The following is a 15,024-nucleotide window of genomic DNA, read 5'->3' on the forward strand; positions in this document are numbered from 1 at the left end:
ATGAGTTTTTTCAAAAAAATATTACAAGGGAATCTAAGCACCACCGGCAGGATTATGTTTTGTCTGGCAGGCGTGCTGCTTTTTGCTTCTCTTTTTCTGCCTTGGTGGCATTTAGATCTGGTCGCCCCCCAGTATCCGGAAGGCTTATCCGTGATTGTCTATCCTGATAAGCTTGATGGGCGCATCGATATTATCAACAATATCAATCACTATATCGGCATGAAGTGGATTACCGAAGATGACTTTCCGGAATTTCAAGTCATTCCTATAGTAGCCTATGTCATTATCGGCTTGGCTCTGCTTACGGCTTTGTTGAAAAAAGGGTGGTTTGCCTGGCTTGCCGCCGGGTTGGCCTCCATCGGAGGGGCCCTTGGGGTGTACGATCTGTGGCGTTGGTTGCGTAATTACGGAACGCAATTGGATCCCATGGCGGCGATTAAAATTGATCCCTTTACCCCTCCGATTATCGGTCAGAATCAGCTTGCTAATTTTATCACCTATACCGGCTTCAATTCAGGCGGCTACTTACTCGGACTGAGCATTATCTTGATGCTGTTGGCAGCTTGGAGGTTTAAGGAACATGAAAAACAAAAGGAATAGAAGATGCTTTTGGCTGAGTGTGGTTTTCTTCCTCTGGGTTATCCCGGCGGCAGTTCAAGCCGCTACCCTGGAGGTTAAGGGTGGCGGCTCGGCAGAGAGTATTCAAGCTGCTTTGGAAAGGGCTACTCCCGGGGATACCGTCAATGTCTATAGCGGGACCTATGTAGGAAAAATTGATATTGATAAGGCCGTAGCCTTGATCGGGGTCGGCACACCAATCCTTAATGGGGGTGGGGAAGGGGATGTAGTCAGCCTTAGAGCTGATGGGGTGACCTTTAAAGGGTTTCAAGTCACGGGTAGCGGCAAAAGATTGCAGGATTCCGATGCGGGGATAAAAATTCATTCCGCTGACAATGTGATTGAAGATAATATGATTAACAATAACTTATTTGGAATTTATCTTTTGAAGGCAGAAAACAATACCCTTCGCAATAATACAATTATCGGCAGACCTGCCAAAAACAAGCTGGATGCTTCACAGGAAAAAGAAACCGGCGAGGCGGGTACCTATGATATTCTGCCGAGCTTTGAAGGGGAAGGCGGGGATGGGATCCATCTTTTTGCCGCATCGAATAACTTGATCGAGAATAACGATATTACCGATACCAGGGATGGAATATATTTCAACTATGCCCATAACAATCGTCTTTTGCATAATGCCATTGACGGTGTGCGCTATGCCATTCACTATATGTATTCCGATGATAATTACTTTGAAGGGAATGTGGCTACCCATAATGTAGCAGGGGCGGCTCCCATGTATTCGAAAAGAATAACCTTTCGCAAGAATGTCTTTGCTTATAACCGCGGTCATCGCTCTTTTGGAATACTGTTTTCCAACTGCAACGATGGTCTGGCTGAAGGGAACATTATCTTTGGTAATACCAGAGGGGCCCTCTTTGATGTATCCTATCATAATACATTTCGCAATAATTTAGTGGCCTCTAATGATATTGGCATTGATCTAATTTCCAGTTCGGGATTCAATACCTTTGCCAAAAACAACTTTGTGGACAATATGGAGCAAATCGCCTTTCGCGCAGGAAAAGTCGGGGAAGGGAATGTGTTCTATGCTGATGAGGTGGGAAACTACTGGAATGACTATCGTGGTTTTGATCTGGATCAAAACGGCATAGGTGATAATCCGTACCTTACGGGCGATATTTTCACCTATTTAATGAATAAAACACCCGCCGTACGTCTCTTCTTAAACAGCCCGGCTGCCACTGCTTTGGAGTTTGCCGAAAACATGTTTCCGGTTATCGAAATTCCGAAGGCTAAAGATTTATATCCCTTGATTAAACCTGTAGAGATAGAGGCGATGACCTATTTTCAAATCGAAAAGAATCAAGTTTCCAATAAAGTCTTTGGTGCGTATTCCTTACTTATGCTCTTCATTGCCGGACTAATCGTTGCCCGAGCGTTTCGAACAAGTTCTCAAGGTATTAAACTAGTGGATGATTTTCTGAGAGGAGGCCGAAAATGAAGCGCAAGATAATGGTTCTGCTCACTTTATGGTGTTTAGCTCTTACAGGATGTTTGTCGGCAGAAGCTCTGGGGACTCCTCAGGAGATAGATCCGACCATCGATATTTGTCCTGTCTGTAGAATGAGTGTGATCGATGAACACTTCGCAGCCCAGATTATTGATACCCAAGGACAAGTTGAGATTTGTGATGATATTGGATGCCTGTCTATTCTTATGCGCAAGATGGAAACAGCAGCAAAAGATAGTATCTTGGCGTCTTATGTGAAGGATTTTGAAAGTCTGGAATGGATCGGTGCCCAAGAGGCCTTTTATGTACAGGGCCAGATCGATACCCCGATGAGCTTCGGGATCGTAGCCTTTGCCACGGAAGAGTCGGCCCGGAAATTTACCGAAGAAGTGGGGGGGAAACAGCTGACCTGGGAGCAATTACTGAGTGAGCCCTTAACCATCGGCCTGGATATTGAATTTAATCAGGAAGAATTCGGTGCCCAAAACTTGGAGACAGGGGAGAAGCAGGAAAAAAGGGGGAATTAGATGCGGCTGGTCAATGTAGTAACCATAGCAGAAAAAGAATTATTGGAAGCGATACGCAGCAAATGGCTGGGAACATTTACGGTTGTCTTTGCTTTAATTGCCCTCCTGGTTTCCTTTTTTGGTTTGTCTAGCTTGGGAATGGGGGGGCAACAGGGATTTAATCGGGTTACGGCAAGCCTTTTGAATCTTGTGCTATATTTGCTGCCCTTGATTGCCTTAGTGATGGGTTCAGCGACAGTTGCCGGTGAAAAAGAGGCCGGTTCCCTCCACGTTCTGCTTACCCAGCCAATCAATAAAGCTGAAGTGGTTATTGGTAAGTTTGGCGGCTTAGCTTTGGCCTTAATTGCTTCCATTTTAATTGGCTTTGGAGGGGCAGGGGTAGTGATAGCCTGGAAAACAGGGGCTATTAACATCAAGGATTATCTTATGTTTGTGGTCTTGTCGATGATTCTGGCCCTCATATTTCTCAGTATAGCAATACTTATATCTGTCATTGTGTCAAGAAGAGCTCAAGGAATGGGCCTAGGGATTTTTGTTTGGTTTTTAATGATTTTAGTTTACGATTTTTTAGCCATTGGGGTTGCGGGATTGTCCAATGTATCCGTTATTATACCATTGTTACTGGTGCTCCTGCTGGCCAATCCGGCCGATATGGTGCGCGTACTGGTCATCTTGCAGCTTGGCGGTGAGGAAACCTTTGGTCCCACCTTGGTAGCTTTAACGAGGATGTTCACCCAGGGCTCTGGGGTACTAATATTATATGGGGCCCTCCTTTTTTGGATGATCATACCTCTTCTGCTTGCGGCAATACTTTTTAGCCGTAGACAGGATTATTAGGAGGGGAGCCTATGGAAGTTTTTCATACCTTAGAAGTGAAACATGCCGAAAAGTTTTATGGTCAATTTCAAGCGGTCAAAGATATTGATTTAGCTATCGAAAAAGGGGAAATCTATGCTTTGTTAGGGCACAATGGGGCTGGAAAATCAACATTAATAAAAATGATTTTAGGGTTAGTGAAGCCTTCGGTAGGAATAATTGAAATTGAAGGGTTTAATTATGACGCCAAGAATAAGGAGATAAAGAAAAGGGTAGGTTATTTGCCGGAAAGAATGAATTTCTATGACAATTTATCGGCTTGGGAAACCCTAACATTTTATGCTAAATTAAAAGGTATATCAAAAGAACGCTGTGACGAGGTGCTGGAGCAAGTCGGCTTAAGTGAAGCAAGACACCGCAGAGTGGGGGCTTTTTCCAAAGGAATGCAGCAGAGATTGGGTTTGGCCCAGGCGATTATCCATAAGCCTAATCTGCTTGTGCTGGATGAACCGACGACAGGGCTAGATCCTATTGGCATATCGGAATTAAAAGAAATGATTAGGAATTGGAACAAGGAAGGCACAACCATTTTATTTTCCTCCCATAACCTGAATGATGCCGAAGAACTGGCGCAGCAGATTGGCATCATGAATCGCGGAGAAATTATTGCTCAAGGTACTTTGGCAGGATTGCAGGACAGATTAGGGTTGCCGACGAAAATTGAAATTGACCTTTCTATAATTCCAGTTGATTTAGAGCGGATACTCATAGAAAAGGGAGTCGAAACCTTTCATTTTGAAGGCAAAACCATATATATTGATTGCCCAAAAGATAAAAAAACGCAAATCATAGCAGCTGTAATGGATGGAGTATTGAAAGTAAAAGATCTGCGCTTGGAAGAACCGGGACTCGATAGTATTTACCAGAATATAATGAAAGAAGCAGCTAGCTTAGTAAATTACTGAGTAGAAACAAATTAAAACTAACTTTTATACCTCAAAGTGATAGAGGTAGAAATAAGTTTTTCAATTGAGAAATTTAAAAGGTTAACAAACAATATCACTAAAAGGAAAATTAAAATATAATATTTGACAAAAAGATTGAGAATCATTATAATGATAATGTTCAAGTAGAAGCCATCCGCTTCTCACCTCATGGCTAGAGTCGATGAGGTATCTTCGGGTCCTGAGCTTAATTTGCTTGCTCACGATTTGTTAGAAGACGGGTGGATCTCTGCCCGTCTTTTTTGTTTTTGATTTTATTTGGAGGTGGTTCGTTATTAGCAAGGATTTACGGATTAACGATGAAATCCGGGCCCGGGAGGTTCGTCTTGTCGGGGAAGAGGGAGAGCAATTGGGTATTCTTCAGCTTAGAGATGCTCAACAGATGGCTGTGGAAAAATCTCTAGACTTAGTGGAAATTGCCCCAACTGCTAAACCTCCTGTTTGTAAGATCATGGATTATGGCAAGTTCAAATATGAGCAGGCCAAACGGGATAAGGAAGCCCGTAAAAAACAGAAGACCATGGAAATCAAAGAAGTTAAGCTTCGCCCTAACATTGAGGACCATGACTTCGAAACAAAAGCACGCAACGCCCAACGCTTTTTAATTGATGGAGATAAGGTAAAGGTCACGATTATGTTCCGCGGTCGGGAGATTACCCATCCGGAATTAGGACGGGTCTTATGCCTGCGTCTAGCTGAGTTTTGTAAAGCCGAGGCTAATATAGAGCGTGATCCCAAGCTTGAAGGACGCAATATGATTATGATTTTAACGCCTCTGAAACACGACTAAACGAGAGGGGGATATCCCAATGCCAAAAATGAAAACACATCGCGGTGCCGCGAAACGTTTTAAGAAAACAGGTACCGGTAAAATTGTTCGCCATCATGCTTTTACAAGCCATATTCTGGAGAAGAAATCTCCTAAGCGTAAACGTGCTCTTCGTAAAGGGACTATTATGCACAAAACCGATGCTAAACGCATTGCCCGTATGATCGCTTATCTATAAGTTCAACATTAATAACATGTAAGGAGGTCTTCGCTATGGCCCGTGTAAAAAGAGGGGTAACGAAGCATCAACGTCATAAAAAAGTATTAAAGCTTGCAAAAGGGTTCCGTGGAGCAAAGAGTAAACTCTACCGCCCAGCTAATGAGCAAGTGATGAAGTCCTTGGCGTATGCTTATGCTCACCGTAAAGATAAAAAAGGTGATTTCCGTAAATTATGGATTGCTCGTATCAATGCTGCTTCCCGTATGAACGGTTTAAGCTATAGTCGCATGATGAACGGCCTGAAAAAAGCCGGCGTATCCATCAACCGCAAAATGTTAGCTGATCTAGCTATCCATGATGCCGCTGCTTTCACTGAATTAGTCAATGTGGCTAAAACTCAAGTAAGCGCGAAATAAGTTGTGACATAAAAGGGTGCTTAGGCACCCTTTTTACATAGGCGCGATACAGGTATTAAGGATTGAAGAGGCAACGAAGGGTAAGAATACCCTTTAGGGCATGAGATAAGATTCGAGTTTTCGCGGGGTGATAGGATGTTAACCTCCTTACAAAACGAACAAGTGAAGTATGTTGTGAATCTCCATAAACGGAAGTTTCGCGAGGAAACGGGTGAGTTTCTTATCGAAGGTTGGCGCTTTGTCGAAGAGGGAGTCCGTCGAGGTGCAGACATTACCAAAGTCTTTGTCTGTCCGGAGCGGTGCAATGAAGTATGGCCCCACTTGGAGCAAGTGCTGAAGGAAAACGAGGTACCGGTAATCGAAGTGGAGGAACGAGTACTTCGTAAGATGAGCGATACAGAGAATCCCCAGGGTATTCTCGCTATCGTTAAGCAAACGATGTGGAGTTGGAATGATTTCGAAAGAGCTCAAGCATCGCAAAATTTGCAGGACAGCCAAGATCCACAAGGCTTGCCTATCCTCTTGATTCTCGATGGGGTTCAAGATCCCGGTAACTGTGGGACGATACTCAGGACAGCTTTAGCCGCCGGTGTCACTCAGGTGTGCTTGACAGAAGGAACAGTCGATTTATATAATCTGAAAGCCTTGAGAAGTACTATGGGAACGATTTTTTCCATGAAAATACTTACCCACTGTCAACCGGAAGCGATTCTGAGCTTTTGCCAAGAACATAAAATCACGGTGTATACAGGAGATATCCAAGGAAAGGATATTTATGAGACAGAATTGTCCATGCCCCTAGCCTTGGTAGTGGGTAATGAGGGTAATGGACCTTCGGAAGCTTTTCGGGGATCTGGAGTAAACCGCATTACAATTCCCATGAGTCATGGCGTCGAATCACTTAATGTGGCGATGGCCACGGGGATTATTCTCTACGAGGTACGGCGTAAGGGAGGAAAAAGACCTCAATAACTGGAAAAAACCCGCTTTTGGACCAGGTTTTCTTGTAAACCCCGCGGGGTAATGCTATAATTTTCAGTGAACAGGTTTTAAGGAATCCAAGCCGAAAGGTGGGCTAGCCATGTTTCCCGCAGAGTGGTTTTGGAAGATTTTTGAGGCAACCGGTTCCCCTAACGCTTACTTGCTCTATAAGCAGTATGCAATCTTTAACATTCAATCCATTAAGAAAATGCAATGATCAGGTCAAAAGGTTATTTTCTTTTCAGGGAGGTTAAGCCAAAGACTGGAAGCTTAGCTAAGAGAGTGCCTCATCTTGGGCCCGTAGTTTGGGGCTGAGGTGTTAAATTTCCCCTGAGAGTGGTTTGCTGAAGGCATCATTATAGGCAAGCCCGGTCTCCGCCGTTACTGGAGAATGAAGCTGTGGCTCTTTGAGCCAAACCAGGGTGGTACCGCGGGAGTATAATTCTCGTCCCTTTTTTAGGGATGAGGATTTTTTTGTATTCTTATTTGATTCTTTATTTCGTATTTGAGGATTTAATCAAATCTTTAGGAGGGTTATCGTGAAACAGGAAGTTCAACGTATTCAAGAAGAAACACTGGCCGAGCTTCAGAAGGTCGCCACTTTGGAGGAGCTTCAGGAGCTAAAAGTAAAGGTTCTCGGCAAAAAGGGCTCTCTGACCGCGCAATTGCGAAAGATGGGAGGCTTAAGCGCCGAGGAACGCCCGATCTTTGGCCAGGTGGTCAATGAGACCCGGGATATTCTCGAAGAAGCCTGGTCTCGCCGTTCCGAAGAGCTAGAGCAAGCGACTCTTCAAAAACAACTGGAAGAGGAAAAGCTGGATATTAGTTTACCGGGTGTCAGCCTACCCCGAGGTCATCAGCATCCCCTGACCAAGGTTATCGAAGAGATTGAAGAAATCTTCTTGGGTATGGGCTTTCAGATTGCTGAGGGTCCGGAGATTGAGAGCGATTACTATAATTTCGAAGCTCTGAATCTACCCAAGGAGCATCCGGCTCGCGAAATGCAGGATTCCTTCTACATTACTGAAGAGATTCTTCTTCGGACTCAGACTTCACCGGTGCAAATTCGCACCATGGAAAAGCAGCGCCCTCAGCTTCCCGTAAAAATCATTTGCCCGGGAAAAGTCTATCGGAAGGACGATGATGCCACCCACTCACCCATGTTCCATCAAGTGGAGGGCTTGCTGGTGGATCGGGGCATTCGAATGTCCGATCTCAAGGGAATCCTGCTCAACTTCTCACGGATGATGTTTGGGGAGTCACGGGAAATTCGTTTGCGCCCTAGTTTCTTTCCCTTTACAGAGCCTAGTGCGGAAGTAGATGTATCTTGCATGCTCTGTGGTGGTTCCGGCTGCCGAATTTGCAAAGGCACAGGCTGGATTGAGATCTTAGGTTCGGGTATGGTTCATCCTAAGGTATTGGAAATGGGAGGCTATGATTCTAAGGAGCTGACTGGCTTTGCCTTTGGGATGGGTGTGGAACGGATTGCTATGCTGAAATACGGTATTGAAGATATGCGGCTCATGTTTGATAACGACTTGCGCTTTTTGCAACAGTTTTAAGGAGGCAGGGGAATGAAAGTCAGTCTGGAATGGTTACGTGAATTGGTTGATGTGCATCAACCTGCAGAAGATTTAGCAGAGATCTTGACCCGAGGTGGGATTGAGGTCGGTGGCATAGATTACTTGAATCAAGGGATAGAAAAAGTGGTGGTCGGCGAGATTACGAGCATGGAGCATCATCCTGACGCCGATAAATTGTGGATCTGTGAAGTAAATTTGGGAGATCAGAAGACGACCATCGTAACGGGCGCTCAAAATCTGCTCCTCAAAGACCGCATCCCGGTCGCTTTGCCGGGAACGACCTTGCCAAATGGGGTGCATATCGAAGTCTCCAAGCTGCGGGGAGTAGAATCTTCGGGAATGCTCTGCTCCACAGAAGAGCTTTGCTTGGATGCCGACGCAGGAGACCCGCGTAGCGAAGACGGCATTATGATTTTGCCGACCGATACCCCCTTGGGTACAACCATGGATACTCTCTTTGGCCAAGGAGATTGTGTTTTGGACTTGGAGCTCTATCCCAATCGGCCGGATTGCTTAGGTATGATTAACGTGGCTCGGGAAGTGTCTTCCCTGACCGGGGGCGAACTTCATTTGCCAGCTTGGGCAGAGACCGAAAAGGGCCCTGACTATCCTGCCGATCCCCAAGCAAAGATAATCATCGATGATCCGGAGCTTTGCCATCGTTATGCGGGGCTGGTCGTCGAAGACGTTAAAATCGAGCCTTCCCCGGCGTGGCTGCAAAAACGTCTGAAAGCAGCGGGGGTACGCCCGATCAGCAATATCGTGGATATCACCAACTACATCATGCTGGAAATGGGACAGCCCTTGCATGCTTTTGACCGAGATGCCATCGCTGGTGCTGTCCATGTGCGCCGTGCTCAATCCGGTGAGAAGCTGATGACCTTAGATGATGCCGAACGTGAACTGGATTCAGAGATGCTCTTGATCGCCGATGATGAGAAAGCCCTCGGCTTGGCCGGGGTCATGGGTGGCCTGAATAGTGAAATCACCGACTCCACTAAGCGTTTGTTTGTGGAATCTGCGCATTTTTCCGGAGTAAGTATTCGCCGGACCAGTCGTCGTTTAGGACTGCGTTCGGAGGCTTCCAACCGCTTCGAAAAAGGAGTCAATCCTCATGGTGTGGCGGCAAGCTTAGGTCGTGTTGCCGAGCTAGTGATTGAGCTGGGAGCGGGTAAACCGGTAGGCTTCGTGGAGAAAATCAGCCAGCTCTCCGAACCGGCAGTGGTGACCTTGACGGTGGAGAAAACCAATACCCTCTTAGGTACCCAATTGACGGCAGAGGAAATCACTGAGGTACTAAAGCGTCTTCGTTTCTCCTATCATGAAGAAGCCGGAGCTTATCAGGTGGAAATTCCCACCTATCGTGCCGATATTGCCATAGAAGAAGATTTAATCGAAGAAGTGGCTCGTTTGACTGGGTACGATCGGATTCCTACCACATTTCCGCAAGGAGATCAAACCCAAGGACGCAGAACTCCTGAGCAAGAGTTCCGGCGCAAGCTCCGTCACCTGCTGATTCGCTTAGGGTTAAATGAGGTTATGACTTACTCCTTCACCCGACCGGATGCCGATCGGAAGTTTGGAGATATGGAGCAAGCCATTCCCTTGTTGAATCCGTTACGGGAAGAGCTAAGCGTTATGCGGACGGCCTTGCTGCCCAGCATTATGGAGATTGCCGCTCGTAATATAGCGCGCCGTAACCTGGATATCCGTCTCTTCGAACTGGGAAGTATCTATAAGAGCAAGGAACGTCCCTTAGTCCAGCTCCCTCAAGAGGAACTCCATTGCGCCGGTGTCATCTGGGGTAAATCCCCTCGCCATTGGACCACTCCCGTCACAGAGTATGACTTCTATACGATCAAAGGAATTATTGAGGAAATCGCCAGGGAGTTTGGTCTGGAGCTGGAATTTCGTGTGCCCCAACAAGCTGAGCTTACCCATCCGGGGCGTTCGGCGGAGATTTTCCTAAAGGGTGAGAAGATTGGTTTTATGGGCGAGATTCATCCTGCTCTAGGGAAAGAGTGGGAGCTGGAAAGAGCCTTGATCTTTGAACTGGCTGTTGTACCTATGATGGATGCCAGCAATAGGAACATTCGCGCTTACTCGATTCCTAAGTTCCCAGCGATGCATCGGGATTTGGCGGTAGTAGTTCCTCTGGAAGTCTCCGCCCAAGATGTCATGAAACGGATCAAAGCGCTGGGGGGAGAGCTTCTCGAGCAGGTAGATATCTTCGATGTCTACACAGGCAAACCCATTCCCGAAGATCGTAAAAGCTTGGCCTTTACCTTAAAGTATCAATCGTTGGATCGAACTTTGAAGGATGAAGAAGTAAATGCTCTAAATCAGCAAGTTCTTGACGGAATAGAAAAGGAATTTGGAGCTGCCTGGAGAAAGTAATATAGTATCTGGGGGGTGTCTCATATGGCTGGTGAACAAGAAAAGGTCATTGTGGAGATTTACGGTGAAAAGCATGTGGTTCGCGGCAAGGAAAGTCCGGATCACATTCTTAAGGTTGCTCATGAGGTAGACAAAAAAATGCGTCTTATAGCCCAGCGGCTGCCACGTTTGGCTGTTCATCAAATTGCGATTCTGGCCGCCTTGAATCTGGCCGACGAGTTAGAAAAACTTCGGGAAGAACAGGAGACACTCCTGCAGCTTATCGAGAGCCCGGAAGAATAGACTAAAATGGAAAGTCATTGACATGTAAGCAATCCTGTTTTATAAAACAGGATTGCTTTTTTACGCATCACACTTGGGTTAATTATCTAGCCAGCGATGGCGACCATCTGGTGGGTCTGTGTGTGACAGCTTTTGTGTAGCGATGTCCATCTGATAAGGTTCAGTTCCGGGGGAGTAAAAACTGGCTTTTTCGAGGTTTTTTGGATACACTAGAAGGAGTATATAAAACGCATGGGTTGATAGAGAGAGTCCCGAAAGATTGGAGTTCAAGAATGCATTTTGTTATGATATTTTTAGATGGATTTGGCTTGGGGAGAGAGCAGAATAACCCCATAATTGCTGCCCACACTCCGAACCTAGATGAGCTACTGGAGGGACATAATTTTTGGGGGCAAGACCGTCAGATTAAAACAGAGCATGTGTTTTTTAGGCCATTAGATGCCTCTTTAGATGTCCCCGGAATTCCGCAAAGTGCGACGGGGCAGACCACTTTATGGACGGGGGTCAATGGAGCCAAGGCTTTGGGATTCCATCTTAATGCTTACCCTAATGAAAAACTGGCGTCGATTATTAACGAAAAATCGATATTTAAGCAACTAGTTGATCGTGGCAAGCGGGTAACTTTTGCTAATGCCTTTACTGACCAATATGACCAGATGATCTCTTCGGGAAAGAGGCGGCATACTGCCTCCACCTTATCCGCCTTAGCCGGTGGGGTGCGTTTACGTAAAGCCCCTGAGCTGCTTGCGGGAATGGGAATCTACCATGACTTGACTAATGTGATCCTCAGGGAGATGGAACCCGAATTAGATATCCCGTTGTTCTCACCTTATCAAGCGGGTCAGAATCTCGGCCACATCACCCTAGAACATGATTTCACCCTCTATGAATTCTTCCAGACGGATGTGCGAGGGCATAAGCAGGACTGGGAAAAGTCGATCTCGCTTATGGAGCAGATTGATGAATTCATCGGCGGCTTGATGAGCGTCGTTCGCCATGAGGATGTGACTTGGCTGTTGACTAGCGATCATGGTAATTTTGAAGATTTTAGTGTCAAAGGTCATACCCAAAATCCAGTACCTGCCTTAGGGTGGACCAATCGCCAAGTGGAGTGGCCACAGTGGGAGCGGTTGGAGGATGTGACGCCGGGGATTATAGGGATGATTTTGGCATAGAAGTGAAATAACTTATTGTCTCAAATAGGAACGAGGGAACTGTATGTCAAAGGAAATAGATAGAGAGCTTTCTTCCGAGGAAGAAACTAAATCTGCTCGCCATGGCCAAGCTCCTATGGAGATGGAGCTTTTGGCTCCGGCGGGGAGCTTTGAGGCGTTTAAGGCGGCGGTGGAAAATGGGGCCGATGCGGTTTATTTGGGTGGTCAGAGCTTTAATGCGCGGGCCAATGCCGCAAATTTTAGTATAGATGAACTGCGCAAGGTGGTTCAGTATGCCCACGAGCGGGAAGCGATGGTCTATGTGACGGTGAATATTCTGATTGCGGATCGCGAGTTCCCGGAGCTTTATGATTATCTTTATGATTTATATGATATTGGGGTGGATGCCCTAATTCTTCAGGATATCGGGGTAGCTGAGCTGATTCAGAGTGTCTTGCCGGAGATGGAGCGCCACGCCAGTACCCAAATGACCATTAATACGACTTGGGGCGTTCGTCATGCGGAGAAACTGGGTTTTCAGAGGGTGGTTTTTGCTCGGGAAGTGACAGCTGAAGAGATGAAGAAGATTTCCGCCACAACTCCTTTAGATATTGAGGTTTTTGTGCACGGGGCACTTTGTATTTGTTATTCTGGTCAATGCCTGATGTCTAGTTATATCGGTGGCCGGAGCGGGAACCGGGGACGCTGTGCTCAGCCCTGTCGGTTAACCTATCAGCTCATGAATGAGGACAAGACGGACTTATTGGCAGAGGCCAACCTGGGTAATCATCTGCTGAGTCCGCGGGATTTGAACTTTGTGGAAGAAATCCGCAACTTGCAAGAGTGTGGGGTCTATTCCCTGAAAGTCGAAGGACGAATGAAGCGGCCGGAATATGTGGCCACGGTCATTCGCGTCTATCGTCGTGCCCTAGATCAGGTGCTTTCTGAAGAGGACAACAAGAGTGTTGGATCAGGGGTGACGGAGGAAGAAAAGACTGAACTTCTACAGATTTTTAATCGGGATTTTTCCCAGGGATACTTCCATGGTCATCCCGGCGCAGAGCTAATGAGCTATGCCCGTCCTAATAATCGCGGTATCCGCTTAGGCCGAATCACTAAGAATACCGGTAATCAACTGGAGATAAAGCTCGAGGCTTTTCTAAGAGCTGGAGATGGGATAGAAATTTGGACAAGCCGGGGCCGCGAAGGAATCACGGTCGGCAAGGTTTGGCAAGGTAAGAACGAAATCGAGGTAGGGAATCCTGGAGAGATCGTCCAGATTGACTTTGTGGGTAAATCACATCCTGGGGATCGGGTGTTTAAGACTCACGATGAGCTCTTAATGGATAAGGCCCGTCAGAGCTTTCAAGAGGGTAAGGAACAGCGGAAGCGTCCCTTAAAGATGCGCTTGGCAGGGACCATAGGCGAGGTTTTGACTTTAGAAGTGGAGGATCGTCATAAACGGATTAAAGTGAATTCCTCCATCCCTGCTCAGCAGGCTATGAAGCGCCCTTTAACTCAGGAGTATGCTTTTCAACAACTGGGTCGTTTGGGGACGACGCCCTTCTGGCTTGAGGAATTAGAGTTTGAGGTAGAAGACGGAGTGATGCTTCCGGTCAGTGAGCTTAATGAGATGAGAAGATTAGCTGTAGAAGGGTTGCTCCAAAGTGCTCATACCCATGAGCGCGTCACCCGCGGGGTCTATCGTCAGCGTCTGAAGGATTGGAAAGATCGACTTCAGTCTGAGCACGAAATGCTTCAAGCGGAACAGGGGCGATCAAATAAGCAACAAAGGATTTCGCAGCATAAAGAGTATGCTTATCGAGATCTAGGTTTAGCTGCGGCTAAAAACTTGACCGTGGCGGTCAGCGATCTAGAAGGAGTGAAGGCGGCGCTCATCGCAGGGGCGAGGCGGATTGCCATGGGAGGGGAGCGTTGGCGTTCCCGGAAGGGTATGAGCCTGGAAGATCTCCGCACGAGCGTTAGGCTATGCAGGGAACAAGGAGCGGACTGTCTTTTGCGCTTGCCCCGTATCCTAAACGAGGAACAAAGTACATGGTGGCAAGATAATCTAAAGAAAATCAAGGAGTGGAAGGACCGCCCGAGTATCATGGTCTCGAACTTGGGTGAGTTGGAAATGCTTAAGTCCCTTGATTCAGACTGGCCTTTTGAAGTGGATTATACAGTCAATCTATTTAATGAAGCTGCCATTGCGCATTTTCTCCGCTTAGGGGCCCAAGGTGTTACTCTATCAACAGAGCTAGAGCACAGTCAGATTGAGAGGCTAGCCCGCTGGCCAAACACTGAGCTCTTTGTCTTCGGGGATTTGGAGATGATGGTCAGCGAGTATTGCCCGGTGGGTGCGACACTCGGCGGCAAAAAGGGCTCAAAATGCAGCGTACCCTGTGTGAAGGAACCTCACTGCCTTAGGGATCGTTTGAAATACGACTTTCCCATCGAGACAGATTTGGACTGTCGGATGCATCTATATAATGTGAAGCGCTTGAACCTTTATAAGGAGTTAGGTGCGATCGCCAAAATGGGGGTTCAGCGAATTCGTTTGCAATTAGACCGAGCGACCCCTGTCCAGATTCGGGATACCATAAGGGTCTTTCTCGAAGGCTGGGAGCGGGCCCTTGATGGAGAGAGAATCTCGGAAGAGCAGGCTGAAAAGGTCAGTGCTTACCTAGAGGACCGTTTCCCAGAAGGGTTTACGAAAGGGCATTACTTCCGGGGAGTCCTTTAGGGATTCGGGAAAGATACTTAGGAGGGAAATAGCC

14 protein-coding genes and 1 other annotated feature are annotated in these 15,024 nt (G+C 46.7%); all 14 genes read left to right on the forward strand.

What is annotated here, in order from left to right:
- Complete coding sequence (locus tag DESDI_RS00825; RefSeq protein WP_015260735.1) at window positions 1–600, forward strand: hypothetical protein; 600 nt, start codon at window positions 1–3, stop codon at window positions 598–600.
- Window positions 581–2,086, forward strand: coding sequence for a NosD domain-containing protein (locus tag DESDI_RS00830; protein ID WP_015260736.1), 1,506 nt, complete (start codon window positions 581–583; stop codon window positions 2,084–2,086). The genes DESDI_RS00825 and DESDI_RS00830 overlap by 20 nt, the downstream gene beginning before the upstream one ends.
- Window positions 2,083–2,622 (forward strand): nitrous oxide reductase accessory protein NosL, encoded by a 540-nt coding sequence (locus DESDI_RS00835; protein ID WP_015260737.1) that lies wholly within the window; start codon window positions 2,083–2,085, stop codon window positions 2,620–2,622. The genes DESDI_RS00830 and DESDI_RS00835 overlap by 4 nt, the downstream gene beginning before the upstream one ends.
- Window positions 2,623–3,459: an ABC transporter permease gene (locus tag DESDI_RS00840; protein WP_015260738.1), complete on the forward strand. Its 837-nt coding sequence runs from the start codon at window positions 2,623–2,625 to the stop codon at window positions 3,457–3,459.
- Between the two features lie 11 nt (window positions 3,460–3,470).
- Window positions 3,471–4,403 (forward strand): ABC transporter ATP-binding protein, encoded by a 933-nt coding sequence (locus DESDI_RS00845; protein ID WP_015260739.1) that lies wholly within the window; start codon window positions 3,471–3,473, stop codon window positions 4,401–4,403.
- Window positions 4,404–4,559: 156 nt separating this feature from the next.
- Window positions 4,560–4,693, forward strand: a sequence feature (ribosomal protein L20 leader region).
- Window positions 4,694–4,716: 23 nt separating this feature from the next.
- Window positions 4,717–5,232 carry a translation initiation factor IF-3 gene (gene infC / locus DESDI_RS00850; protein ID WP_041219186.1) on the forward strand — a complete coding sequence of 172 codons (516 nt, stop codon included), beginning with the start codon at window positions 4,717–4,719 and terminating at the stop codon, window positions 5,230–5,232.
- A 19-nt stretch (window positions 5,233–5,251) separates the two neighbouring features.
- Window positions 5,252–5,449 carry a 50S ribosomal protein L35 gene (rpmI, locus tag DESDI_RS00855; protein WP_015260741.1) on the forward strand — a complete coding sequence of 66 codons (198 nt, stop codon included), beginning with the start codon at window positions 5,252–5,254 and terminating at the stop codon, window positions 5,447–5,449.
- Between the two features lie 35 nt (window positions 5,450–5,484).
- The gene (gene rplT, locus DESDI_RS00860; RefSeq protein WP_015260742.1) at window positions 5,485–5,847 is read left to right on the forward strand and encodes a 50S ribosomal protein L20; all 363 of its coding nucleotides are present in this window, start codon (window positions 5,485–5,487) and stop codon (window positions 5,845–5,847) included.
- A gap of 135 nt (window positions 5,848–5,982) precedes the next feature.
- Complete coding sequence (locus tag DESDI_RS00865; protein ID WP_015260743.1) at window positions 5,983–6,819, forward strand: TrmH family RNA methyltransferase; 837 nt, start codon at window positions 5,983–5,985, stop codon at window positions 6,817–6,819.
- A gap of 548 nt (window positions 6,820–7,367) precedes the next feature.
- Complete coding sequence (pheS, locus tag DESDI_RS00870) at window positions 7,368–8,390, forward strand: phenylalanine--tRNA ligase subunit alpha (protein ID WP_015260745.1); 1,023 nt, start codon at window positions 7,368–7,370, stop codon at window positions 8,388–8,390.
- Between the two features lie 12 nt (window positions 8,391–8,402).
- Window positions 8,403–10,808, forward strand: coding sequence for a phenylalanine--tRNA ligase subunit beta (gene pheT / locus DESDI_RS00875; protein ID WP_015260746.1), 2,406 nt, complete (start codon window positions 8,403–8,405; stop codon window positions 10,806–10,808).
- Between the two features lie 24 nt (window positions 10,809–10,832).
- Window positions 10,833–11,090: a cell division protein ZapA gene (locus DESDI_RS00880; protein WP_015260747.1), complete on the forward strand. Its 258-nt coding sequence runs from the start codon at window positions 10,833–10,835 to the stop codon at window positions 11,088–11,090.
- Window positions 11,091–11,362: 272 nt separating this feature from the next.
- Window positions 11,363–12,265: a metalloenzyme gene (locus DESDI_RS00885; protein WP_015260748.1), complete on the forward strand. Its 903-nt coding sequence runs from the start codon at window positions 11,363–11,365 to the stop codon at window positions 12,263–12,265.
- Window positions 12,266–12,380: 115 nt separating this feature from the next.
- Complete coding sequence (locus DESDI_RS00890; protein ID WP_041219591.1) at window positions 12,381–14,990, forward strand: U32 family peptidase; 2,610 nt, start codon at window positions 12,381–12,383, stop codon at window positions 14,988–14,990.
- The last annotated feature ends 34 nt before the right edge of the window (window positions 14,991–15,024 follow it).

The sequence above is a fragment of the Desulfitobacterium dichloroeliminans LMG P-21439 genome, from assembly GCF_000243135.2.
GTDB classification, from domain to species: Bacteria; Bacillota; Desulfitobacteriia; order Desulfitobacteriales; family Desulfitobacteriaceae; genus Desulfitobacterium; species Desulfitobacterium dichloroeliminans.

What these genes read in the sequence shown, in the direction of transcription:
- DESDI_RS00865 (WP_015260743.1), top strand. Translation starts at nt 5,983, where the DNA reads ATGTTAACCTCCTTACAAAACGAACAAGTGAAGTATGTTGTGAATCTC.
- rpmI (WP_015260741.1), top strand. Translation starts at nt 5,252, where the DNA reads ATGCCAAAAATGAAAACACATCGCGGTGCCGCGAAACGTTTTAAGAAA.
- rplT (WP_015260742.1), top strand. Translation starts at nt 5,485, where the DNA reads ATGGCCCGTGTAAAAAGAGGGGTAACGAAGCATCAACGTCATAAAAAA.
- DESDI_RS00880 (WP_015260747.1), top strand. Translation starts at nt 10,833, where the DNA reads ATGGCTGGTGAACAAGAAAAGGTCATTGTGGAGATTTACGGTGAAAAG.
- DESDI_RS00830 (WP_015260736.1), top strand. Translation starts at nt 581, where the DNA reads ATGAAAAACAAAAGGAATAGAAGATGCTTTTGGCTGAGTGTGGTTTTC.
- DESDI_RS00890 (WP_041219591.1), top strand. Translation starts at nt 12,381, where the DNA reads ATGGAGATGGAGCTTTTGGCTCCGGCGGGGAGCTTTGAGGCGTTTAAG.
- DESDI_RS00835 (WP_015260737.1), top strand. Translation starts at nt 2,083, where the DNA reads ATGAAGCGCAAGATAATGGTTCTGCTCACTTTATGGTGTTTAGCTCTT.
- DESDI_RS00885 (WP_015260748.1), top strand. Translation starts at nt 11,363, where the DNA reads ATGCATTTTGTTATGATATTTTTAGATGGATTTGGCTTGGGGAGAGAG.
- DESDI_RS00845 (WP_015260739.1), top strand. Translation starts at nt 3,471, where the DNA reads ATGGAAGTTTTTCATACCTTAGAAGTGAAACATGCCGAAAAGTTTTAT.
- pheT (WP_015260746.1), top strand. Translation starts at nt 8,403, where the DNA reads ATGAAAGTCAGTCTGGAATGGTTACGTGAATTGGTTGATGTGCATCAA.
- DESDI_RS00840 (WP_015260738.1), top strand. Translation starts at nt 2,623, where the DNA reads ATGCGGCTGGTCAATGTAGTAACCATAGCAGAAAAAGAATTATTGGAA.
- DESDI_RS00825 (WP_015260735.1), top strand. Translation starts at nt 1, where the DNA reads ATGAGTTTTTTCAAAAAAATATTACAAGGGAATCTAAGCACCACCGGC.